The organism is Algoriphagus aquimarinus (genome assembly GCF_007997215.1).
Lineage (GTDB): Bacteria > Bacteroidota > Bacteroidia > Cytophagales > Cyclobacteriaceae > Algoriphagus > Algoriphagus aquimarinus_A.
The window spans coordinates 1-21,675 of sequence record NZ_VORW01000033.1 but is presented as its reverse complement, the minus strand read 5'-3'; the positions used below and the strand labels follow the sequence as shown (position 1 = coordinate 21,675).

Here is a 21,675-nt window from a genome sequence, read left to right as displayed (position 1 = left end):
TGAAAGCCAACCAAACGGCCCTATTTCCAACCTAGTGGGCTTACATTCCAATTTCACCCAAAAATCTCCTCTGATTAAGTTCTTTTCAACCTCTCTGAGAAATTCTTACTTTAGTCGGACACTAGTGGATAAAAAGAATTGTATCATCAATAGCGCGCTCTGTTTGATTCAGGAGCACGGCTTTCACGGTTGCCCTGTGAGTATGGTTGCCAAGAACGCGGGAGTAGCTGCAGGTACGATCTATACTTATTTTGAAAATAAGGACGATTTGATCCTAGGTATCTATGAATATGTGCTTGATGAAATTAAAAATTATGTGTCAGAGCGGGATGATACCTCTCTTTCATTTAAAGCTAGATTTTATAATTATTGGAAAAATTTGACCGATTTTTATGAGTTAAATCCTTCTATTCATGGGTTTTATGATCAGTTTATGAATTCCCCTTTTAATTCCGAAGAAATTCAAAACAGGCCCAACGCCTGGCATGATTACGCTTATTCTTTTTTCAATGAAGGGATTAAGCGGGGAGAGATTAAGGAATTAAACCCAATAGTGCTTTCCATTCTTGTGAATACGAACGTGAACTCAATTGTGCGCATAAAGAAAAATTTCAAAAACAAACTTGCCAGAAATAACATGGAACTGGATGAAATATCCCACTTGATATGGGATGGTATCAAAGTAGATTAACCCAAAGACCTTTTTTCAAACTCAAACCAATTAATTATTATACACATGTTCAAAAAACGTTTACTGTTGGTGGGGCTGAGTATTATACTCTTGTCAAAAGTCGCCTACAGTCAGGAAGAAAGTGCTGTGCCCCAGGGTGTATTGACCTTGGATCAGGTGGTGGAATTTGCACTCTTGCAAAGTCCGATCATCAGGCAGGCACAGATTGACGAGGAGATAGGAGACCGTGACATCAAATCAAATTTGGCAGATTGGTATCCTCGGATCACTGCTTCAGCGGCGGGAGCTTATAATATCAAACTTCAGCAGCAGATCATCGGCGATCAGTTGATCACTTTTGGTCAGCCGTATAATTCTAATGTTTTGTTTCAGGCGGATCAGACCTTGTTCAATAGAGATCAGCTGTTTGCTTCGAAGACTTCAAAATTTTACCGTCAGCAACTGCAGCAGGTCATTGAGAATGCGAAGATTAACACCATTGTGGATGTGAGTAAAGCATTTTACTCTATCCTCCTTTCCGAAGAGCAACTGAAAATCCTTGATCAAAACCTGGGTCGGCTGGAGAAGCAATACAAAGATGCTTATAGCCGATTCGATGCTGGACTAGTGGACAAGACGGATTATCAGCGTGCGTCCATCGCTTTGACCAATGTGAAGAGTGATAGAAATAGAGTAGCAAACTCCTTTGAAGCAAAGTATGATTACCTGAAGCAATTGATGGGATATCCTGATAAGTTCGATTTCACTATTGAATTTGATACTCAGGGAGCAGAAGGTAAAATAGCTGAAGATGCAGCGGATCCGCTGATGCTAGAAAATCGTGTGGAGTATAAACTTTTGCAAACTCAGCAAACTCTGAATGAAATTCAGACAGGCTATGCAAAATGGAATTACCTCCCTCAGCTCTCTGCTTATTACAGATACAATTGGAATTATTTCAATTCGAATTTCTCCGACTTGTACAAAACAGCCTACCCAATTTCGGCAGTAGGGCTAAACCTATCCATTCCTATTTTTCAAGGAGGAAAGCGAATCCACCAGGTGAAAGCCGCCGAACTTCAGGTAGATCGGGGGAATATAGAAATCGAGAATCTAAGCAATCAAATTAGAACAGAATATTCCACTGCATTGGCAGCGTACAACTCCAGTGTTTACGAATGGCAATTGATCAGAGAAAATATGGAAATGGCTGAAGAAGTCTATAACATCATCAAACTCCAATATGACGAAGGGATCAAAGCTTACGTGGAGCTTGTCGTAGCAGAGACAGATCTCCAAACTGCCCAAATCAACCATATCAATGCATTCTATCAGGTGTTGGAAGACAAGCTTGACTTAGACAAAGCATTAGGTACTATCAACTAATAAGAAGCCTCTTTAAATTTTATACCAGATGAACTTATCATACAAACTTGTAGCTTTTTCTGCCTTGCTAATAGCGGGTTTTTCCTGCGGGCCAAAGCAGCAGGCTGGACAGCAAGCTCCTACTGAAGTAGCTGTGACCACATACACGGTAATCAGTAAATCCGTTACGGGCATTGACGAATATCCTTCCACACTTGTACCACTGAATGAAGTTGAAATCAGACCTCAGATCGGCGGTTATATCACTAATATTTTTGTTCAAGATGGACAGGAAGTAAAAAAAGGCCAGAGGCTCTATGAAATCGACAGAAGCAAATACGCCGCTTCACAGCAGCAAGCACAAGCATTGGTAGAAAGTGCCAAAGCTAATCTTGCGAAAGTGAGCAAGGATTACGATCGATATAAGAGACTGGACGAAGTGGAAGCGATTGCAAAGCAGCAATTGGATTATGCAGAAAGCGCTGTTTTGGATGCGAAAGCTCAATTGAGCTCAGCACAAGCACAGCTTGCATCCTCAAGCACAGATTATAGTTATTCGGTACTTACAGCGCCTTTTGATGGCACCGTGGGTATTTCTCAGGTGAGATTGGGCGCACAGGTTTCTCCTGGACAGCCACTGCTAAACACCCTTTCCTCAAACGATCCTATGGCTTTGAACTTTGTGGTCAATGAGCGCGAGATTCCTAGATTCAATAAGATGCTAAGAGCTGAAGATAATCCTGATTCTCTTTTCAGAATCCGCTTTAGCGACGATAGTATCTATCCTTTCAATGGGACATTTACTACCATCGATCGTGCCGTTGGCAGACAATCAGGAACAATCGCACTTAGAGTGCAATTCCCTAATCCAAACAGAGAGCTTATTGCCGGAATGACTGTAAATATTCAAGTCCTAAATCAGGATCTTGGTGAGCAATTGATCATTCCTTATAAAGCTGTTACGGAGCAAATGGGAGAGTATTTTGTCTATGTAGTAGGCGAGGATCAGACTGTTCAGCAGCAAGTGGTGAGACTTGGAACTGAAGTAGGGGCTGACATAGTCGTACGTGAAGGCCTCAAGGCAGGACAAGAAATTGTAGTCAGTGGTATTCAAAAGCTTCGTCAAGGAGCCAAAATAACTACTGCCGCTCCAGGCCAACAATAAATTTTTCCATAGCCTAGATAATAAGATAACATGATATCAGATGTATTTATAAAACGGCCCGTCACCGCAATGGTCATTTCCATTGTGATCGTGCTGGTGGGTGTGTTGGCGATCCTCAATTTGCCAGTTACCCAGTATCCGGATATTACTCCGCCGGTAGTTTCTGTATCGGCCAACTATACCGGTGCGGATGCCACTACGGTGGAGCAGACCGTAGCTACGCCAATAGAAACACAGATTAACGGTACACCGGGGATGGCTTACATTTCCTCCAACAATACCAATACGGGTCAGATGCAGATGAACGTCACCTTCGAAGTAGGGACGGACATCAACATGGCAACATTGGATGTGCAGAACAGGGTAAGTATTGCTGAGCCAAGCTTACCTGAAGCAGTAAGAAGACTTGGTGTAACGGTTAGAAAGAGAAATCCAAGTATTATGATGGTGATCAGTTTATCATCACCTAATAGAACACACGATCCAAAATTCCTTTCCAACTACACGAACATCTTTATCAAAGATGCTTTGCTAAGAGTAGAAGGAGTGGGGGATATTACTGCGATTGGTCAGGATTTCAGTATGCGCGTATGGTTGAAGCCGGATAAATTGGCTCAATACAAGATTTCAGCCCGTGATGTGACTGCTGCTATTCAGGAACAAAACCTTCAGGTAGCAGCCGGAACTGTAGGTGGTATGCCGCAGTTTGAAACACAGACTTTCGAATACCCGATTACAGTAAATGGCCGTCTGGAAAGAGCGGAAGACTTTGAAGATATCATTCTTAGAACCAATCCTGCAGATGGTTCATTGGTTTACCTGAAAGATGTAGCCAGAATAGAACTAGGACAGTTTGACTACGGTAGATATTCCATGCTCAATGGAGAGGATAATGCCATTCTCTTGGTGTATCAAGCACCAGGAAGTAATGCCTTGGCGACTGCCGAAGGAGTATATGCTGCAATGGATGACTTGAAGGCTTCTTTCCCTCCAGATATGGAGTACATCGTTTCTTTTGAATCGGTGTCAGTGGTGGAAGTATCCATCAATGAGGTGCTAAAAACCTTTGCGGAGGCTTTGCTTTTGGTGATTATCGTAGTGTTCCTATTCCTTCAAAGCTGGAGAGCTACTTTGGTTCCAGTTTTGGCCATTCCGGTTTCTATTATCGGTACGTTCATTTTCTTCCCGCTTCTAGGGTTTACGATCAATACGCTGACGCTTTTCGGATTTGTGTTAGCGATCGGTATTGTGGTGGACGATGCGATTGTGGTAGTGGAGGCTGTGCAGCATTACATCGATAGCAAGAAGATTTCTGCGAAAGAAGCTACACGACTTGCGATGAAGGATATCACTGCACCAGTAATTGCAATTGCATTGATTTTGGCGGCGGTATTTATTCCTGTTGGATTTATCCCAGGAATCGTAGGTAGAATGTACCAGCAGTTTGCGATTACTATTGCGATCTCGGTATTGATCTCTGCTTTCGTAGCCTTGAGTTTGACTCCAGCCTTGTGTGTGCTTTTGCTGAAACCATCTGAAGTAAATGAAAATGGGAAAGGCTTAAATAAGTTCTTCTACAAATTCAATATTTGGTTTGCGAAAACTACCAACTCTTATTCACGTGGGGTACAAAAAGGTATCAAGAGAGCACCACTGGTGGTGATACTTTTGATCGGTATTTTTGCCGCTACTTTTGGTCTATTTCAGACCAAACCAACTGGATTCTTGCCTACAGAAGATGAGGGAAGACTTTACATCTCTATGGAGCTGCCGGAAGGATCATCCAGCACCAGAACTAGAGCAGTGATGGAGGAGATAAATGAGATCTTGTTGAATACAGATGGTATTAAAAACGTTACCGGAATCGGAGGACTGAATGTGATCAACTTCTCTTTCAAGTCTAACTCGGCTACGTTCTTCATTCAGATGAAACCTTGGGACGAGAGAAAAGAACCTTCTCAGCAGCTTTATGGTATCATGGGGCAGTTGAATCAGAAGTTTGCCAGTATCACTGATGCCCGGATTGTGGTGGTGCCACCACCGGCGATTCCAGGTTTGGGTTCTACGGGTGGTTTCAGCTTTATGCTGGAGAACCGTGGAGGTTCTATGGATATCAAAGAATTCGAAGGAGTACTTGGGCAGTTTTTGGCTGCTGCAAATCAGCGTCCGGAAATCGCCATGGCTTATAGCTTCTTCACTGCCAAAACGCCAGGATATCATGTGACTGTGGATCGTGAGAAAGCCAAGAAACTTGGAGTTCCATTGACTGAAATATTCTCAACTATGTCCGGTTTTATGGGCAGTTCCTATGTCAATGATTTCACTAGATACGGCCGTAATTTCCGGGTAGTTGCTCAGGCAGATACTTCTTACCGATCTGAAATAGAAGATTTGAGACAATATTATGTGATGGGAAGCAGTGGTCAATCCGTTCCGCTCAGCGCTGTGGTGAGTTATGATGTGGTAGAAAATGCTCCGGTAATTTCTCACTACAACTTGTTCCGATCAGCAGAAGTCAATGGTAATGCCGCTCCGGGTTATTCCAGTGGGCAGGCACTTGCTGCTTTGGAAGAAGTGGCGGCAGAAGTGCTTCCAGGAGGTTATGGATATGATTTCTCAGGTTTGAGTAGGGAGGAATTGTCTTCAGGAAATGCCACCATCCTGATCTTTGCACTGGCAATTGTGCTGGTTTCCTTGCTTCTGGCATCGCTTTACGAAAGCTGGTCAGTTCCGTTCTCGGTATTGCTTGCCTTGCCATTGGGAGCTTTTGGGGCGATTGTAGCCTTGCACTTCCTGCCAAAATTGGATAATAACATCTACGCTCAGATCGGTCTGATTACGCTGATCGGTCTAGCTGCGAAGAATGCGATTTTGATTGTGGAATTTGCCAAGGAACGAGTGGATAGAGGAGTGCCACTAGTCGATGCGACTATCGATGCGGTGCAACTTCGACTAAGACCGATTATCATGACTTCCCTTGCATTCATTTTGGGCGTATTGCCACTGGCAATCTCCAACGGTGCAGGAGCAGTAGCACGTCAAACGATCGGTTGGACGGTGATCGGAGGGATGCTTGCAGCAACCTTCTTAGCGATCTTCTTTGTGCCAGTCTTGTATGTGGTGATTACTAGAATCGCTTACGGCAAAAAAGGCTTGGCAGAGCTAGAAGCCAACTATGATCCAACGCAGCACGAGAATCATTAAGTAGCTGAAATAACTAGCTAAAATTCAAATGCCCCCAGAAAGTGATGAGTTTGATGGGGGCATTTTTTTATTTAAACCTTATCAACCGCGGAGGGCACAAAGTGTGACGCGGGGGCCGCAAAGTTAAGTTGTCCTGCTTCTCCAGAAGCTGGATATGGTTTGTGTTGAGATTAGTTTTTGAAACCTGTGATAATGGTTCACGGCCGAATACTCGATTTTAAGCCATTATTTTTTTGTCATATAGTAAAATTCACGTTCTAAATCGTGCATCATTCTTTTTGTGCTTCTCCTCATCATAAAGTATGGTAATCCAAACATAAATACAGCATGAATAAAAATAAATGGTAGGGCAAATCCGGCTTCATTTCCTTCAATATTATCAGCCATAAAAAGTACTCCAATAAATATGGTATAAAAGACAAGTCCTAATAAATAAAAGGGAATCATCATTCCACTAAATCCATTGATTTCCGTCTCAATTACTAACTTTTCACTTTTTTGTCTGTAAGTTCCTCTTGCAACTGCTAAGTTCATATTTGTGTCAAAGAATTTTCTTCTTCTTTTTATTTTGAATCCGTCATATCCAACGTGTCCCTTGTATTCATTCTTGCTTGAAGAAAAAATATCAAAAGTATCAGAAAATATCCCTGTATCACCTTCATCTACATGTTTCTTGAAATTTGACACAAATTCATTTTTCTGAATTTCAATTTCGGTTGTCAAATGTTCAAGCAGTTTAATTTTTATTAAAAATCCTTTCATGCACTATTTTTAATGGGTTTCCACGTGTATATACTTAATTCATCTAAGCAAATTGCATCAATATCTCGATTGTTCACAGGTCTTTTCCTATCCTAAATTAAGGATTTCGTCAAGACCATCTAGAGTAGAGGAGAATATGTTCGTTGCATTCTTCAAAAAAAACATTTTGGGTTATCCTGCTTCTCCAGAAGCTGGATGAAGGTTGATTTTGTTATGGTTATTCTAGAATTCTTGTCTTCCTATTATTCGGATTATTTCCGGTATTTCATCAGTAGTTAGTTTGAAATAGATAGTATCTGATCCACAAACACAATAATGATAAGATTGTCGAATATGTGATGCTTGCGGGAATTGATATGGATTTTCACCAATTCTTTCAAAACAGTTGAATAGTGCCTCGAAATATTTATCAGCCTGCGCTTCCCCAAAGTTCATAAAGCCGAATCTATATATTCAAACAATATCGTCTTCTGCTTCTTGACTGAGAAAGTAAGTCATTTCAGACCGTTTTTTGCTAAGGCTAAAATCTCGTCTTTAGTTTTAGTAGAGTAGCCACTTTCTTCACCTTTTATCAATTCTAGTCGAAGCAAGGCTATACTTTCCTGCCGTTTTCGTTCTTGTCGAATCAGGTCATTTACCAACTCACTTTTACTAGCATATTCCTTAGCAGCTACTTTTTCTTGTAGCCAATTGTCATTTGGATCGGTTAATGAAATGCTCTGTCTTCCCATGATTAACTAATTTGGTGTAAATATACACCATATCTGTGTTTTTTCAGCCAATGATTCATACCTCTGAGTCTGTATTTCAACAAGTTATTAGAGTGAAAATAGGAAGGTTAAGGGATACACTCTTAGAACTCCAATCTTTCACTCACTTCCTTTATCCATTCACGAGCAATTAATTCATGACCTGCAGGCATGGGGTGAATTCCGTCCCAAATCCAATAGTTGGCAGGGGCTTTTTCGGAGGCATCCAAAAAGGGCTGTTGCAATTCTATAAAAATGGCATCATAGGTTTCAGCTAATTTCTTTACTGTTTTTTGCATTTCGGAGATTACGCTTTGATAGGCTTCTGTCTTTTCCTTGGTCCATTCAATTCTGATCATATCATCAGCGGGGAGAACAAATGGTTCACACAGAATAAGCTGAGTGTTTGGCAATGCTTTTTTTGTTTTGTCTAAAACCTGAATATAGGTCTCCTCCCAAGTTTTAATAGAATATTCATTTTCTATTATCCGGGATACATCATTCACACCAATCAAAATACTTAGCACGTCAGGAGCCAAGTCAATTGTGTCTTCTTGCCAGCGAGCATTTAAATCCTGTATGGTATTTCCGCTAATGCCTCTGTTATAAAACATTAAGCCTTTATCCACATAGTCGAACCAAAGACGACTTGAAATAAGATAGGGATATCCATGCCCCATGACATGATTCCAGTCTTGGTTTCGCGAGCGGTTTCCATCAGTAATTGAGTCCCCTTGGAACAGAATTGTTACCCCCTTTCCACTTTTTTTCATACCGTAATTTTTGCTGTGATTTTTTGCTGAAAGAATACTTGGCGAACTAATTATGCCTAATCCAGTCACTCCTAAATTCAAAAAAAACTTCCTTCGTGAACTGTGCATTGATGCTATGATTTTTAATTGGTGTAGCTCTAATGTTTTGGGCAGCGATATGCTTCACGCAGTGTTCTCCAGGGTATCTGGTTTAGGTTTTGTTGAAGGATGTTTTATTTTTCTTCTAGTCTTAAATACTTATTCCTGCCTAATGTAAAATGATATGTCACATAGAATAAAAATGGCAGAATTAACAACATCAATAAGATTGGGTGAAGAATTAATTTTTCTTTAAAAGTGAAAAATATAATACTAATCATTGCTGCTATTGGAAGCATAAACTTTCCAAGTTTAAACCCTGATAATTCAATTTTTTTGATTTCATTATCAGATAAGTTGATTGTCAAAGTTTCGCTTCCACACCAATCAATTTTTGATTTTAGGGTATGCTCTCCCGATTTAATTTCAAAATCCTTAATTTCACCGTTTCCAATAACAGCAATTTTTTCTCCATCTAAATAGATTCCAATATCTCTTAGCCCATTGTTCCATTCTGAGGTTCTTTCGATTATCAATTTTGCCATAAATTTGTTTTTTTTAATCTGCTACAACACCCGTATTAACCTTATTCCCTCCCTTTAATTGCGACTTAATCCTAATTGCCCACAAACCTCGGGAGATCTCCAATACTAACTTAATAATTACGCTTTAATGAAAGTGTGATAAACTCAACTTTTATCTTTTACAAAAGGGACAATCTCGGAGCCAATAAGCTCTATTGCTTTCATCAATTTTTGATGGTCTTTAACAGCATCCATTTGGAAGGTTACTCTTTTCAGCCCGCCCAGAGATTCACTGTGTCTCAATATTTTATCCACGATCTCTTTTGGTTCTCCTACTAGTAAAGCTCCAGTTTCGGTGTTTTGAGCATCAAATCCAGCTTTTGTCACCGGACCAAAACCTCTTTCTCTGCCTATTTTATCAAACATTTCCTTATAGCTAGGGTAGAAGTCTGTGATGGCTTCCTCCCTGGTTTTTCCAACAAATCCTATAGAATGCAATCCTACTTTCAAGTCACTTTGGGCAAATCCTGATCTTTCTCCTGCTCTTCGGTATAAATCCACCAAAGGCGCAAATCGATGCGTCTCTCCGCCAATGATCGCCACCATCAAGGGTAAACCTAGCTTGCCTGCTCTCTCAAAAGAGGAGGGAGTACCACCCACTCCAACCCAGATAGGCAACTTCTCCTGTTTAGGACGAGGATAGATCGCTTGGTTGTGAAGTGCAGGTCTAAATTTCCCTGACCAAGTGACCACCTCATTATCTCTGATTTTTAAAAGTAGATTCAGTTTCTCTTCAAATAACTCATTGTAATCCTGAAGATTTAAACCAAATAATGGGAATGCATCAGTGAAAGAACCTCTACCTGCTACTATTTCTGCGCGTCCTTCGGAAATTAGGTCTAGCGTAGCATAGTTTTGAAATACACGAACCGGGTCGGAAGCACTCAGAACTGTGACGGCACTTCCAAGTCTGATGTTTTTGGTTCTAGCAGCAGCTGCGGCTAAAATCATAGAGGGAGCGGAGTCCAAAAAGTCCTTGCGATGATGTTCTCCTATGCCGAAATAACTCAAACCCGCTTGGTCTGCTAATTCTATTCTCTCCAACAGTTCTCTTAGTGATTTAGAACCATCCAACTGATTGTCGGGCGAGGCGGCGAAACTATCAATTCCTATTTCCATATATCTGCATTAAAATGTTAATCTAAGTCGACTTCTCTTAACTGATGTTTGGCCCGAAAAGGTTCTTTTTAGGACTTGATCAAGCTATGGATATAGAACTTTTACCTAAAGCTGTATTCTAGTTTAAGGTTTCGATCCTCATTCTGGCATGTTCATTCTCGGGATTGAATTCCAGAGATTTTATATAGTTTTCGATTGCTTTGGTCTTTTCCCCTAAAAATTCATAGACCTATCAAAGGCGTTAAATGAATTTGGATAGTTTTCTGTATTCAAAATAATCAAATCTTCAAAACCATTTGCATCTTCAATCGTTATATCGTAATATTGCAATGAAACAATTATCGACATGGGGTTAACCAAAACTGAAATATTCTCGGAGCAACAAAATCAAATCGCTGTTTTTGCGAAAGCATTTGCACATCCAGCTCGTGTGGCTATTCTTCAGCATTTATTCAAGATGGACACTTGTGTATGCGGGGACTTGGTCATTGAGATAGGTTTGGCACAGCCTACCATTTCACAGCATTTGAAGGAATTAAAACAACTCGGATTGATCAAGGGAAATATAGAGGGCACAAGCGTTTGTTATTGTATTGACCAAGAAAATTGGAATAAAATGAAGAAGGTTTTGAATGAGTTCTTTGATCTGGATATATCCGCAGCTGGTAATTGCTGCTAGAAAAATAATAAGATTATCTGCATTCGATAGTTATCAGATGATGTCAGTATAGTAATAGACTCTAGTTCACCTCGACAAGCTCGGTGCCCGGTTTGAATTGTGGTTTTGGGGAAGGGAGAGAAATTACGGCGTAGCCGTAATTTCTCTCCCTTCCCCCTCTAACCTAAAGCTCCGGTGGTCGAGCTTGCCGAGACCATTCTAACAATATTATCTAATGGCAGGAAAGCGGATATATATATATAAGACGAATCTATTAATCACATTATCGCACTAAATAAATTGAGTTATGAAATTATCTGAAGTAAAATCAGCACTGGGTAAGTTGGAAACTATTGCTTTTCAATTGCCAACTGGAGAATTGGTACCGACTCACTTTCACGTCACTGAGGTGGGCAAAATCACCAAACATTTTATTGATTGTGGAGGAACTGTGAGAAATGAAAATGTCGCTAATTTCCAACTTTGGAATGCCGATGATTACAACCACAGACTTCATCCAGAGAAGCTTTTGAGCATTATTGAGCTTTCGGAAAAAGTGCTTGAATTAGGAGACTTCGAAGTGGAAGTTGAGTATCAAGCGGAGACTATCGGGAAATTTGGATTGGATTTCGATGGGGTAAATTTCCTCCTTACTAGCAAACAAACAGATTGCTTAGCGAAGGAAAAGTGCGGAATTCCTCAGGAAAAACAGCGAATCAGACTTTCGGGATTGAAAGCCACAGAAGAAGTATGTACTCCTGGATCTGGTTGCTGCTAATAGGAATTTATTCTGAAAGATATGCAGACATGCAAAATCACGCTTTTGCCTAAACTCAACCTCACAGTAGAGAAGGCAAAAGCTCTTTCCATTCCAGATGTAAGAAAGGAAGTTCTTCAGGTTCTGATTGACTATGTTCAGTCTAAAGTCAATTCGGGTGAAGAGCTTGTGCTCAATTTCATCTGTACCCATAATTCCAGAAGAAGTCAGTTTTCCCAGATCTGGGCGCAGACTGCCGCCGACTATTTTGGGATTCCTGCTGCCTGTTATTCGGGTGGGGTAGAGGTAACCGCTTTCAATGAACGAGCGGTGGAATCTATCAGGCGAAGCGGATTCAGAGTGACTAAAAAAGGAGATGATAATCCAAAATATTTCGTGTTCCACTCAGATGATGCTGAGCCCATCGTGGCTTTTTCCAAACTTTTTGATGATCCCATCAATCAGACTAATCGATTTGCGGCTGTCATGACTTGCGCTCATGCGGATGAGAATTGTCCGTTTATTCCTGGTGCTGAGAATCGAATTCCAGTGAGATATGAGGATCCAAAAGCCTTTGATGATACGGCTGAGGAAGCAAGCAAGTATGATGAGCGCTCCCTACAAATCGCTTCCGAGATGTTCTATGTGTTCTCCAAAATCTCAATTAATAATTAACCATGGCTCATAAAAAGCTAAGTTTTCTTGATCAATACCTCACCTTATGGATATTCCTGGCCATGGCCGTGGGAGTGGGGATTGGTTATTTCTTTCCCTCCAGTTCTACGTTTATCAATTCCTTCAGCGTAGGATCTACGAATATTCCCATTGCCATTGGTTTGATTCTGATGATGTATCCTCCGCTGGCGAAAGTGGATTATAAACAACTGCCGAAGGTTTTTAAGAATGTAAAAATCCTATCAGTTTCCTTGGTTTTAAACTGGATAATTGGTCCAGTTTTGATGTTTGCCTTAGCCATTATTTTCCTTCATGACTATCCCGAATACATGGTAGGATTGATTCTGATTGGACTCGCTAGGTGTATAGCGATGGTGTTGGTGTGGAATGATCTGGCAGAGGGAAGTAGCGAATATGGAGCTGGTTTGGTGGCGTTGAATAGTATTTTTCAAGTCTTCACTTATAGCTTTTATGCTTGGATGTTTATCACTGTGCTTCCCCCATACTTTGGGTTTGATGGCGCCATCGTGGATATATCGATTGGGACGATTGCCGAAAGTGTAGCCATCTATCTCGGAATTCCATTTTTGATGGGGATTCTCAGTAGGGTTGTTTTGGTGCGGGCAAAGGGTGAAGATTGGTACAATCACACCTTCATTCCAGCGATTTCTCCTATGACCTTGGTAGCATTGCTTTTCACGATTGTAGTGATGTTTTCCCTAAAAGGTGAGTTGATCGTTCAGATTCCTATGGACGTAGTCAGGATAGCAGTTCCACTTTTGATTTACTTCACGCTGATGTTTTTGATAGGATTTTTCTTTACCAAAGCATTGGGAGCTGACTATGAGAAGTCGGCGTCGGTAGCATTTACTGCGGCAGGAAACAACTTTGAGCTTGCAATAGCTGTGGCGATTGCAGTGTTTGGGCTGAATTCTGGACAGGCATTTACAGGAGTGATTGGGCCGCTAGTGGAGGTGCCAGCTTTGATTATTCTCGTTCGTGTTTCTTTTTGGATGAGGAAAAAGTATTTCCCTAAAGTATAAAAGAAGTGATGCTTAACGTGATTTACTTAGCTGGCATTCGTTTTCCTTCTGTCCTTTTTCCAATCTTCACCTATTCTGCTTAAGAGAGTTTGCCTTCGCTAAAAAGTCTTCTGATTTCCTTTTTGTCAAATTTGCCTACGCTGGTTTTTGGAACTTCATTGATGAAAACATAGTCTTTGGGAATCTGATATTTCACAAAGTCCTTAGATAAAAGTTCGATTAGCTCTTCATCAGAGACTCCATCTTCCTTATCCATCAAAACGATTGAAGCCAGCGGTTTTTCCATCCATTTTTCATCTGGAATGGCAATTACAGCGGCTTCCTTGATTTTAGGATGAGCCATCAAGGCAGATTCAAGAGCCACGCTGGAGATCCATTCCCCGCCACTTTTGATCAGGTCTTTGGTTCTATCTTTGATTTCCATAAAACCATCCTCATCTATGGTACTCACATCGCCTGTTCTAAACCAACCATCAGCAGTGAAGGTGTCTTGATTTTTCGTTTTAAAATAGGCGCTGATTACCCAGGCACCTTTTACCTGGAGTTCGCCCATGGTTTTGCCATCGTGGGGAGCCAACGTCCCATCATCGTTTACAATCCGGATTTCTACTCCAGGAATAGCGACACCCTGTTTTGCTCGAATCGTCAATTTTTCAGCATCAGACAATTCCTCATGTTTGGATTGAAGTCTACTGACAGTGCCTAGCGGAGAAGTCTCAGTCATTCCCCAAGCCTGACCTCCAATGATTCCAAAATCTTTGTCAAATCCTTCCATTAGACTTTTTGGTACTGCAGATCCGCCAACCAAGTATTCTTTAAGCGCTAATTTTTCCTTCGGAGGATTCTTTTTCAACTCATGATACACGCCCATCCAAATAGTTGGAACCCCATTGGCCTTGGTTATTTTTTCCACCTGCAGCATGTTGATAATTGCTTCCGGATTTAGATTGGAAGAGGGCATGACCATGGTTGAACCGGACAAAAGGCATACATATGGAAAGCCCCAAGCCATCACATGGAATTGTGGGACAATCAAAAGAATCGTATCCTTATTGCTGATATTGGCTGCATTAGGTGCCATCAATGCAGTTGCATGTAAATAAGTAGAGCGATGGGAATACAAAACTCCTTTTGGAAGGCCTGTGGTCCCGCTGGTATAGCACATGGCACAGGCATCGTTTTCATTTAACTCAGGCCACTCAAAATATTCCGGCTGATCAGCGATCAGCTCCTCGTAATGGATTGTGTTTGGCAAAGTGGTTTTAAAATCCGCAGCCGCATTGATCAAGACGTAATGTTCTACGGTCTCGAGTAAGGGAGCGATTTTTTCTAAAAGTGGGACTAGGGTAGCATCTATAAAAATTACCTTATCCTCAGAGTTATTGATGATGTATTCAATTTGACCGCTGGATAGGCGGATGTTTATCGTGTGGCAAACAGCTCCTATACCGGAAATCCCATAGTACAATTCTACGTGTGGGCCATGATTCCAGGCAAAAGTACCTACCATATCTCCTTTAGTTATACCGAATTTCTGGGTCAAAGCATTGGCTAGCTTTTTACAGCGCTTGTACATGTCGCCGAAGCTATACTCGTGGCGTGCGCCATTCGGTAAATAGGTGATGATTTTTTTGTGGTGATAAACGCTATTCCCATACTCAAGAATAGTATTTGTAGTAAGCGGGTAATCCATCATTAAGCCATTCATTTCTAAAAATTTTAGGTGAAATTATTGTTAACAGTACCACATATTGGGGAATATTCTATAGTAATCCAACTTTTTAGAGGCAATAATGACCTTCTGTAGTTGCTTGGTTTTAAGTGATTTGCTCACTCTTAATTTAGTTTTGGGACAAAAAAATACTCCCAACAAGACTAAGCTTATTGGGAGCATGAGGATGGTGTAGAATTAGGTGATTACAGCTTATACTTTTCCTTTATGTCTTGGGTCAAAATCCACCATCCATTCAATCCCGTATTTGTCTCTGAACATCCCAAAATAGGAGCCCCAAGGACTTTCATCCATTGGCACTTCAATACTTCCTCCAACTGTAAGTCCGTGAAAAATTCGTTCAGCCTCTTCCTTACTTTCTGCAGCTATAGATATTTTAGACCTGTTCTCATTTTCATTTACCCGGCCCATTCTTTCAGGAACGTCATTTCCCATTAAGACATTTTGCCCTATAGGCAAAGCTATGTGCATGATCTTTTCTTTTTCATGGTCTGCAAATTGATTTTCAGGGATATCCATGTCTTTGAAGCGTGTGATATTTGCGAATTCTCCGCCAAAGACAGATTTGTAAAAAGTGAATGCTTCTTCTGCATTCCCGTTGAAGTTGATGTAAGGATTGATCAGTGCCATAGTTATTTTGTTGTCGAAGTGTCTGTGATTTATTTCTATCCAAATCTACCGATAAGTCACAAAATAGGTAAGGCTTAAAAACGTCAAAGAGTGGGGGGGATGCGTCAGGGGATTGGCTAACGCGGGCGGAGAAGCAAGCCGACGATAAGGAGGCTTATCGTTCTTCACGGGATTAGTGGCTTTTATTATAATTTATTCCTAAAACCTTTGCAATTGCACCTAAGGTTCGTACAAGAATATCTGGGGGGCTTACAGCAATGATTTCTTTTCTGTAATTTTTCATTAATGCACCAAAAAGCAACAAGGTCTTCAGGTTTTTCATACTTACTTTATTCGTTTCCCTGTTTTTTGATAATTCTACCACCTTACAAACGTCTTCAAAATAGTCCTCCATATCAAAGGCAGGTTCATGGGTATTATAGACTTTTACTATTTTATCCGAAGGGTTTCGAAATGCATGTTTTACTCCAATGTCTACTTTCAGTTTATCACCTTTCCTGGCTCTTATCCATTTGTCCTTAACATAAAATTCCATTTCTCCTTCAAGTATGTGATAAGTTTCAATTGCTTCTGGGTGAACATGATACAATGGGTCTACCATATTACATTGTGGTAATAACTCCCACTCTAATTCCAATGATTTTCCGTCTGTTTCCCCTTTACTTTTTAAGACGGTGAAGATCATTCCAAGTGGAGACATATCTAAAATTTGATTCTTAACTGCCATTTTGTTTTTTCTTCAATTCTGACTAACGCTTGTATATACACTATTCCAATTCCCAATTAAGTCTATATCGCAATGATCCACAAGACTATAGGAATCACGTATAGCAAATTAAGAATTTCAGTTAGATAATTTAACCTCAATTTAGGAAGGATTAGAAATCCAAGGGTAGGGGTTCAAGATTGCAGCCTCGGTATTCGCCGGGTATCGAATAGCAGGCAAAAAAAAGCAAACTCTTTACGCATGGTTCGGCTCTCTATAAGTTGCCAAAATGTGTAAAGAGTTTGCCTCTGGTTGTTTTGTTCTATAGCAGGTAAGTGCTTTTTATTCCACTGCGAAAGTAACAGTTACGTTTCTTGAACCTAATGCGGAAGCCAAACCTGTGGCATCATCAAGTGTGCCTAGCTTGGTGTAGTTGTAAGCCGTAGAAAAGGTTTTGTAAAACAGTACCAAAGTTTTTGAACCATAAAGCATTAAGTCTCCATTTTTAATCGTTCCTGGATTGGATGAATTTGTAGGGAGACTGTTCGACAAGTCGTCATATTTCTCGTTGCCGTTCAGCTCTGTCATATGAATGGTCATAGGTAGCATTATCATAAATGCTTTTGCAGAGTCATTGTCCAAAAGTGTTGCGGTGAAGGATTGTGAATTGACCGTGATTTTGATTTTTCCATTTTCCATTGTGCTATTGTTTATGGAGTTCATTGGTTCAACTTCTTTGATGCAAGATGATGCACTTCCCAAAACGACCGATGTACACATCAAAATCATTATTAATGCAGATTTCATAAGCCAATTGTTAGTTTAAATGCACCTCAAAGAATGATCCCAACTTATCAATAAGATTGAACTCAATTAATACTAAAGCTCTTGAGCGGTTGGACGGAAGATAATTTCATTAATATCCATATCCTCAGGCTGACTGATTGCAAATGCAACCACTCGTGCAAAACTCTCCGGACTAAGACCAACTGCTCCCACGTAATCTTTATTAGCCTGTTGAACATCCGCCTCACTGATATGATCCAGCAATTCTGTTTTAACGGCACCTGGAGAAACTATGGTGGTGCGGATATTATAAGGCTTTACTTCCATGCGTAAGCCTTCAGACAATGCTCTTACTGCAAATTTTGTGGCAGAATACACCGCAGAGCCATTGAATATCTTATGTCCGGCTACAGAAGCAGTGTTGATGATTTGACCAGACTTTTGTTTCCCCCATATGGGGAAGTACGGCTGCGATACCATTGAGCACGCCTTTGATATTTACATCCACTATGTTATCCCACTCATCCACATTTAGGCGATCCATAGGAGAAAGAGGCATGATGCCCGCATTATTGAGGATGACATCCACATGTCCAAATTTTTCAACAGCAGAATCAACCAAGTTTTTAACCTGATATCTCTTAGTTACATCTGTAGCGATAGCAAGTGCTTTTCCACCACTTCCTTCAATCTCCTTTGCCAGTTTTTCGATTTTTTCAGATCTTCTGGCACCAAGCACTACTGCTGCACCGAGCTTTGCTTAGTGTTTTGCAGCAGCTTCTCCCATACCACTACTTGCTCCTGTAATTACGATTACTTTTCCTTCACTATTCTGATTCATCATTCTCTAGTTTTTAGATAATTTTTCAGTTTCAGTAAATCACCCTAAAGGGATTTATTGCATTTTATTTAGAGTGATAGACTTCGTCTGTTACTTTCTCCATCCAGTCCACAACTTTTCCGTTCAGCTCCTCTTGTGTGGCAATATGTGTCATTGCAATTGTTGCAGATGCTCCATGCCAATGCTTTTCTCCCGGTGCAAACCATACGATATCTCCTGGTCGGATTTTCTCAATAGCACCACCCTCACGTTGGACTAGTCCAATTCCAGACAATACAATTAACGTTTGCCCAAGAGGATGTGTATGCCATGCTGTTCTTGCACCTGCTTCAAATGTTACCTCCGCTGCACCGGCGCGTCGGTGTCCGTTTGGTTGATATAAATAATTGATGCGAACTGGCCCTGTGAACCAATCTTCTGAGCCTTTTACTGACGGTTGAGAACCTAATCTGGTAATTTCCATTTCTATTATTTGTTAGATTTATACTGCTCATCCGTCACAGGCTCAAGCCATGTAACGAATCCATTTTCTGTTTTTGGCAGAATGTACATTTGAGTAAGACTGTTGTCTTCAGTTGCGCCATGCCAGTGCCTTGTATTTGCCGGAACTTTGATCACCTCACCTTTTTTCATCAATTGTCTTGCTTGTCCCTCCAGCTGATGATATCCCTCACCATCGAGTACAATTAGTATTTGCCCGCTTGGATGTGTATGCCAATTTGATCTTGCACTTTTTTCGAAATAGACATTTCCCATAAGTGTGTTGTAGATAGAATCATTTTCGACTAAGCCAAAATTGTAGGCCTTGCCTGTGAAATTTGTAGCTGGGCCAAGTTCGCCTAAAGGAAAAATCGCTTCTTCTGAAGGAGTCGCTTCGATATTTTCTTGTTTTTCAACTTTTGTATTGCATGCCTGGCCTACCACTAGTAGGAGTGCTATTGCGAGTATTGTTATTGTTTTCATTTTATATAGTTTGAATTTCCTTGATGATTTTTGCAGGAGTACCTCCTACGACCACATTGTCGGGGACATCATTTGAAACAACTGAGCCTGCGGCAACTACCGAGTTTTCGCCAATGGTGACTCCTTGCAAAATGGTGGCATTGGCTCCAATCCAGGCATTCTTTTTAATATGAATAGGCTTTGGGATGAGCGAATGTCTTTGATCCGGAGAAATAGGGTGCCCCTCAGAAAGTAAGCTGACTTTGGGCGCTATCAATACGCCATCCTCGATGGTTATGCCTCCTAAGTCCAAAAAAACACAATCGAAGTTGATAAATACGTTTTTTCCAATTCTCGTATGCTTCCCGTAATTGATATACAAGGGAGTAAAAACAGCAACACTTTCATCAATTTGGCTTCCTGTAATTTGGCTCAACAAATCCCTGATTTCTTTCGGATCGCTTGCATTGTTCATCTGCACGAGCAATTTTTTCGTATCAAAAGAAGCCTCAAGCAATCTATGAGCTTGCGGGTCGCTAGGTGGAATGATTTCACCGTTTAATAATCTCTGAAATACTGTATTTACTTCCATCCTTTTGATTTGCTGTTGGTTTGGAATACAAATTTAGAAAAGAGAGTCATTACATTTGTTACACTAATTACGGATAAAATGTCAAATATCACTTATAATCAGGAAGAGGAATCAATAGACCCGACAGAAGAAAAATCGCCACGTATTGTGATGTTGAATTTGTATAGTGAAAAGGATTTTCTGAATGATGTCCAGATAAACTATCATACGCATCTATTTTGTCATCGAGGCAGCCTTACTTTTTCGTTCAACGATACAAAGATGGAATGCAAAAGCGGTGAGTTTCTGTTTTGGTTTGCAAAAAGCAAATTGAGCGATTTGCAATTTTCAAAGAGTTTTAGAGCAACGGTTTTGCTCGTAGAAAATCAATTTTTGAATGATAATATTCCAGATCAAAACTGGGGTATCGATGCAACCTTACATTCCCGTCAATATCCTGTAAAACAATTGAATGATCAGAAGGACAGGCAAAGAGTTTTAACGAATTTTCAAATGCTGAACGATAAGTTTCAAGATAAGGAGCATCGTTTTTATGAAGAAGCCTTGAAGCTTCAAATGCGGCTGTTTATTCTAGAAATGTGGCATACGTTTGCTAAAGATTACGAACGCAGAAAACGCACCTTGCAGACAGGGACATTGTATGAAAGGTTTATGCATCTGCTTCCGGAATATTGTTTGAAAGAGCGTGAAGTGCAGTTTTATGCCAGTCAGCTAAATATCACCGCTAAATATTTGAATGCTGTTTGTAAGCAGAACTCTGGCGTTACTGCTTCGGAATGGATACAACGGTATGTGAGGGAAAGAATAATTATTCTTTTGAAGGAAAAGCAGCTGAATATAACTGAGATTGCCGATATGATGGATTTTTCGAGCCGTTCATTTTTCACACGTTATGTTAAAAAAGTATTGAGCGTGACTCCCAGTGAATTTAGGAATCGGTTGAGGTAAAATACCTGCTATTTACCGTATTATTAAATAGATGTGGTTTAGGTGAAATACTCGTAGATGAGTAATCCCTTGATCTTTTTCCATCGATATCGCAATTATCCATAGGTCTACGGGTTTCGCTATGACCAGATTAAGAATTTCAGTTAGATAATTTCAGAAGAATGTGGGGAGGATTAGAAATCCACGGATAAGGCTTCTGGATTGAATCCTCGATATTTACAGGGATCGTATAGGGGAGATTTCCATCCTTTCAAATCATTGCTCTACAATAGGAATAGATACATAGGAGCCATTCAGTATTTTCCAATGACCCTCTTCTTTAATCAATGTGAAATAATCAAAATTATTGGATTGAGGTGTTCCATTTCTGATTAACAAAGCATCTGCTTTTACAAAAGCTAACATGCCACCATCCATGTAGATTGTATACTTTGTGACTGGCTCTGTGTATTTCTTTGGATTGCTTTGAGATCTTAAAAGTTTTAGGAATTCGGCAATGCTCATGGTAAAAGAATTCCACTCTCCATTTCTAAAAGAAGCCCCTCCAATGTTGGCTTTTTCACTAAATAATATGGGCATGGAGTCAACTTCATAGTTGCCGGCAGCCTTGAGGAAGCGTTCTACAATCTCCTTTACTTCAGCTTTTTCGGCATCCAAATCCAGTTCTCCCGGCTGTTGGGCAAAAGTCAACAGACTAATTGTGAACAGAATTAACAACAATACCGTCTTTTTCATTTTGCTTTTTTGTTAAGAAGTTTTGGTTTCTAATCACTACTGTCCGAGAAACGGTTTAAAATTTAGGGGAAGCTTCGTTTGAGAAGCTTCCCCTTTTCTGTATTTTCAGTTTACCACAACCAATAAATACAGCAGATGAAAAATACACATTTCTTCGGACA

The 21,675-nt window shown here is 40.4% G+C and carries 24 protein-coding genes; 9 read left to right on the top strand and 15 right to left on the bottom strand.

Annotated features, from left to right (window positions below):
* The 4 genes from ESV85_RS21610 to ESV85_RS21595 form a co-directional block, all read left to right on the top strand.
* Positions 1 to 691 (top strand): TetR/AcrR family transcriptional regulator (locus ESV85_RS21610; RefSeq protein WP_146921357.1); only part of this gene is annotated, 691 nt, incomplete at its 5' end.
* A gap of 45 nt (positions 692 to 736) precedes the next feature.
* Positions 737 to 2,056, top strand: coding sequence for a TolC family protein (locus tag ESV85_RS21605; protein WP_146921355.1), 1,320 nt, complete (start codon positions 737 to 739; stop codon positions 2,054 to 2,056).
* Between the two features lie 28 nt (positions 2,057 to 2,084).
* Positions 2,085 to 3,200, top strand: a complete 1,116-nt coding sequence (locus ESV85_RS21600) for an efflux RND transporter periplasmic adaptor subunit (protein ID WP_146921353.1) — start codon at positions 2,085 to 2,087, stop codon at positions 3,198 to 3,200.
* A gap of 30 nt (positions 3,201 to 3,230) precedes the next feature.
* Positions 3,231 to 6,404 (top strand): efflux RND transporter permease subunit, encoded by a 3,174-nt coding sequence (locus ESV85_RS21595; RefSeq protein ID WP_146921351.1) that lies wholly within the window; start codon positions 3,231 to 3,233, stop codon positions 6,402 to 6,404.
* A 225-nt stretch (positions 6,405 to 6,629) separates the two neighbouring features.
* On the opposite strand, the gene ESV85_RS21590 is transcribed toward ESV85_RS21595, so the two are convergent.
* The 5 genes from ESV85_RS21590 to ESV85_RS21570 form a co-directional block, all read right to left on the bottom strand.
* Positions 6,630 to 7,166, bottom strand: coding sequence for a hypothetical protein (locus tag ESV85_RS21590; protein WP_146921349.1), 537 nt, complete (start codon positions 7,164 to 7,166; stop codon positions 6,630 to 6,632).
* Between the two features lie 494 nt (positions 7,167 to 7,660).
* Positions 7,661 to 7,897 (bottom strand): type II toxin-antitoxin system ParD family antitoxin, encoded by a 237-nt coding sequence (locus tag ESV85_RS21585; RefSeq protein WP_146921347.1) that lies wholly within the window; start codon positions 7,895 to 7,897, stop codon positions 7,661 to 7,663.
* Between the two features lie 122 nt (positions 7,898 to 8,019).
* Positions 8,020 to 8,688, bottom strand: a complete 669-nt coding sequence (locus ESV85_RS21580) for an SGNH/GDSL hydrolase family protein (protein WP_146921345.1) — start codon at positions 8,686 to 8,688, stop codon at positions 8,020 to 8,022.
* A gap of 212 nt (positions 8,689 to 8,900) precedes the next feature.
* On the bottom strand, positions 8,901 to 9,311 hold the full coding sequence (locus ESV85_RS21575; RefSeq protein WP_146921343.1) for a hypothetical protein: 411 nt from the start codon (positions 9,309 to 9,311) through the stop codon (positions 8,901 to 8,903).
* A 144-nt stretch (positions 9,312 to 9,455) separates the two neighbouring features.
* Positions 9,456 to 10,469, bottom strand: a complete 1,014-nt coding sequence (locus ESV85_RS21570) for an LLM class flavin-dependent oxidoreductase (RefSeq protein ID WP_146921342.1) — start codon at positions 10,467 to 10,469, stop codon at positions 9,456 to 9,458.
* Between the two features lie 346 nt (positions 10,470 to 10,815).
* Here ESV85_RS21570 and ESV85_RS21565 point away from each other — a divergent pair, with 346 nt between their 5' ends.
* From ESV85_RS21565 to arsB, 4 genes are all read left to right on the top strand, one after another.
* Positions 10,816 to 11,148 (top strand): ArsR/SmtB family transcription factor, encoded by a 333-nt coding sequence (locus tag ESV85_RS21565; protein WP_146921340.1) that lies wholly within the window; start codon positions 10,816 to 10,818, stop codon positions 11,146 to 11,148.
* Positions 11,149 to 11,434: 286 nt separating this feature from the next.
* Positions 11,435 to 11,905 (top strand): DUF6428 family protein, encoded by a 471-nt coding sequence (locus tag ESV85_RS21560; protein ID WP_146921338.1) that lies wholly within the window; start codon positions 11,435 to 11,437, stop codon positions 11,903 to 11,905.
* Positions 11,906 to 11,926: 21 nt separating this feature from the next.
* Positions 11,927 to 12,559 (top strand): protein-tyrosine-phosphatase, encoded by a 633-nt coding sequence (locus ESV85_RS21555; RefSeq protein WP_146921337.1) that lies wholly within the window; start codon positions 11,927 to 11,929, stop codon positions 12,557 to 12,559.
* A gap of 2 nt (positions 12,560 to 12,561) precedes the next feature.
* Positions 12,562 to 13,602, top strand: a complete 1,041-nt coding sequence (gene arsB, locus ESV85_RS21550; protein WP_146921335.1) for an ACR3 family arsenite efflux transporter — start codon at positions 12,562 to 12,564, stop codon at positions 13,600 to 13,602.
* 79 nt (positions 13,603 to 13,681) lie between these two features.
* On the opposite strand, the gene ESV85_RS21545 is transcribed toward arsB, so the two are convergent.
* The 9 genes from ESV85_RS21545 to ESV85_RS21510 form a co-directional block, all read right to left on the bottom strand.
* A complete protein-coding gene (locus tag ESV85_RS21545) occupies positions 13,682 to 15,310 on the bottom strand; it encodes a long-chain fatty acid--CoA ligase (protein WP_146921333.1) in 1,629 nt (542 codons plus the stop codon).
* A 216-nt stretch (positions 15,311 to 15,526) separates the two neighbouring features.
* Positions 15,527 to 15,964 (bottom strand): VOC family protein, encoded by a 438-nt coding sequence (locus ESV85_RS21540; RefSeq protein WP_146921331.1) that lies wholly within the window; start codon positions 15,962 to 15,964, stop codon positions 15,527 to 15,529.
* A 172-nt stretch (positions 15,965 to 16,136) separates the two neighbouring features.
* Positions 16,137 to 16,691 carry a cupin domain-containing protein gene (locus ESV85_RS21535; RefSeq protein WP_146921329.1) on the bottom strand — a complete coding sequence of 185 codons (555 nt, stop codon included), beginning with the start codon at positions 16,689 to 16,691 and terminating at the stop codon, positions 16,137 to 16,139.
* 321 nt (positions 16,692 to 17,012) lie between these two features.
* Positions 17,013 to 17,477: a cyclophilin-like fold protein gene (locus tag ESV85_RS21530; RefSeq protein ID WP_146921327.1), complete on the bottom strand. Its 465-nt coding sequence runs from the start codon at positions 17,475 to 17,477 to the stop codon at positions 17,013 to 17,015.
* Positions 17,478 to 17,549: 72 nt separating this feature from the next.
* Positions 17,550 to 17,936: an SDR family oxidoreductase gene (locus ESV85_RS22690; RefSeq protein WP_262713345.1), complete on the bottom strand. Its 387-nt coding sequence runs from the start codon at positions 17,934 to 17,936 to the stop codon at positions 17,550 to 17,552.
* On the bottom strand, positions 17,854 to 18,195 hold the full coding sequence (locus ESV85_RS22685; protein WP_262713344.1) for an SDR family oxidoreductase: 342 nt from the start codon (positions 18,193 to 18,195) through the stop codon (positions 17,854 to 17,856). Before ESV85_RS22685 ends, ESV85_RS22690 begins: the two co-directional genes overlap by 83 nt.
* Before the next feature lie 166 nt (positions 18,196 to 18,361).
* Positions 18,362 to 18,760 (bottom strand): cupin domain-containing protein, encoded by a 399-nt coding sequence (locus ESV85_RS21520; RefSeq protein WP_146921325.1) that lies wholly within the window; start codon positions 18,758 to 18,760, stop codon positions 18,362 to 18,364.
* Between the two features lie 5 nt (positions 18,761 to 18,765).
* Positions 18,766 to 19,260 (bottom strand): cupin domain-containing protein, encoded by a 495-nt coding sequence (locus tag ESV85_RS21515; protein ID WP_146921323.1) that lies wholly within the window; start codon positions 19,258 to 19,260, stop codon positions 18,766 to 18,768.
* 1 nt (position 19,261) lies between these two features.
* Positions 19,262 to 19,831, bottom strand: coding sequence for a sugar O-acetyltransferase (locus ESV85_RS21510; RefSeq protein ID WP_146921321.1), 570 nt, complete (start codon positions 19,829 to 19,831; stop codon positions 19,262 to 19,264).
* Between the two features lie 78 nt (positions 19,832 to 19,909).
* On the opposite strand from ESV85_RS21510, the gene ESV85_RS21505 reads away from it, so the two are divergent.
* A complete protein-coding gene (locus ESV85_RS21505; protein ID WP_146921319.1) occupies positions 19,910 to 20,779 on the top strand; it encodes a helix-turn-helix domain-containing protein in 870 nt (289 codons plus the stop codon).
* Between the two features lie 255 nt (positions 20,780 to 21,034).
* On the opposite strand, the gene ESV85_RS21500 is transcribed toward ESV85_RS21505, so the two are convergent.
* Positions 21,035 to 21,514 carry a nuclear transport factor 2 family protein gene (locus ESV85_RS21500; RefSeq protein ID WP_146921318.1) on the bottom strand — a complete coding sequence of 160 codons (480 nt, stop codon included), beginning with the start codon at positions 21,512 to 21,514 and terminating at the stop codon, positions 21,035 to 21,037.
* Between the last annotated feature and the right edge of the window lie 161 nt (positions 21,515 to 21,675).

Excerpts from the sequence above, each read along its gene's own strand:
- ESV85_RS21565 (WP_146921340.1), top strand. The coding sequence starts at position 10,816 with ATGGGGTTAACCAAAACTGAAATATTCTCGGAGCAACAAAATCAAATC.
- ESV85_RS21600 (WP_146921353.1), top strand. The coding sequence starts at position 2,085 with ATGAACTTATCATACAAACTTGTAGCTTTTTCTGCCTTGCTAATAGCG.
- ESV85_RS21530 (WP_146921327.1), bottom strand. The coding sequence starts at position 17,477 with ATGAAATCTGCATTAATAATGATTTTGATGTGTACATCGGTCGTTTTG.
- ESV85_RS21520 (WP_146921325.1), bottom strand. The coding sequence starts at position 18,760 with ATGGAAATTACCAGATTAGGTTCTCAACCGTCAGTAAAAGGCTCAGAA.
- ESV85_RS22690 (WP_262713345.1), bottom strand. The coding sequence starts at position 17,936 with ATGGTATCGCAGCCGTACTTCCCCATATGGGGGAAACAAAAGTCTGGT.
- ESV85_RS21505 (WP_146921319.1), top strand. The coding sequence starts at position 19,910 with ATGTCAAATATCACTTATAATCAGGAAGAGGAATCAATAGACCCGACA.
- ESV85_RS21590 (WP_146921349.1), bottom strand. The coding sequence starts at position 7,166 with ATGAAAGGATTTTTAATAAAAATTAAACTGCTTGAACATTTGACAACC.
- ESV85_RS21580 (WP_146921345.1), bottom strand. The coding sequence starts at position 8,688 with ATGAAAAAAAGTGGAAAGGGGGTAACAATTCTGTTCCAAGGGGACTCA.
- ESV85_RS21560 (WP_146921338.1), top strand. The coding sequence starts at position 11,435 with ATGAAATTATCTGAAGTAAAATCAGCACTGGGTAAGTTGGAAACTATT.
- ESV85_RS21605 (WP_146921355.1), top strand. The coding sequence starts at position 737 with ATGTTCAAAAAACGTTTACTGTTGGTGGGGCTGAGTATTATACTCTTG.
- ESV85_RS21510 (WP_146921321.1), bottom strand. The coding sequence starts at position 19,831 with ATGGAAGTAAATACAGTATTTCAGAGATTATTAAACGGTGAAATCATT.
- ESV85_RS21540 (WP_146921331.1), bottom strand. The coding sequence starts at position 15,964 with ATGGCACTGATCAATCCTTACATCAACTTCAACGGGAATGCAGAAGAA.
- ESV85_RS21585 (WP_146921347.1), bottom strand. The coding sequence starts at position 7,897 with ATGGGAAGACAGAGCATTTCATTAACCGATCCAAATGACAATTGGCTA.
- ESV85_RS21570 (WP_146921342.1), bottom strand. The coding sequence starts at position 10,469 with ATGGAAATAGGAATTGATAGTTTCGCCGCCTCGCCCGACAATCAGTTG.
- ESV85_RS21595 (WP_146921351.1), top strand. The coding sequence starts at position 3,231 with ATGATATCAGATGTATTTATAAAACGGCCCGTCACCGCAATGGTCATT.
- ESV85_RS21515 (WP_146921323.1), bottom strand. The coding sequence starts at position 19,260 with ATGAAAACAATAACAATACTCGCAATAGCACTCCTACTAGTGGTAGGC.
- ESV85_RS21535 (WP_146921329.1), bottom strand. The coding sequence starts at position 16,691 with ATGGCAGTTAAGAATCAAATTTTAGATATGTCTCCACTTGGAATGATC.
- ESV85_RS21545 (WP_146921333.1), bottom strand. The coding sequence starts at position 15,310 with ATGAATGGCTTAATGATGGATTACCCGCTTACTACAAATACTATTCTT.
- ESV85_RS21555 (WP_146921337.1), top strand. The coding sequence starts at position 11,927 with ATGCAGACATGCAAAATCACGCTTTTGCCTAAACTCAACCTCACAGTA.
- ESV85_RS21575 (WP_146921343.1), bottom strand. The coding sequence starts at position 9,311 with ATGGCAAAATTGATAATCGAAAGAACCTCAGAATGGAACAATGGGCTA.
- ESV85_RS21500 (WP_146921318.1), bottom strand. The coding sequence starts at position 21,514 with ATGAAAAAGACGGTATTGTTGTTAATTCTGTTCACAATTAGTCTGTTG.
- arsB (WP_146921335.1), top strand. The coding sequence starts at position 12,562 with ATGGCTCATAAAAAGCTAAGTTTTCTTGATCAATACCTCACCTTATGG.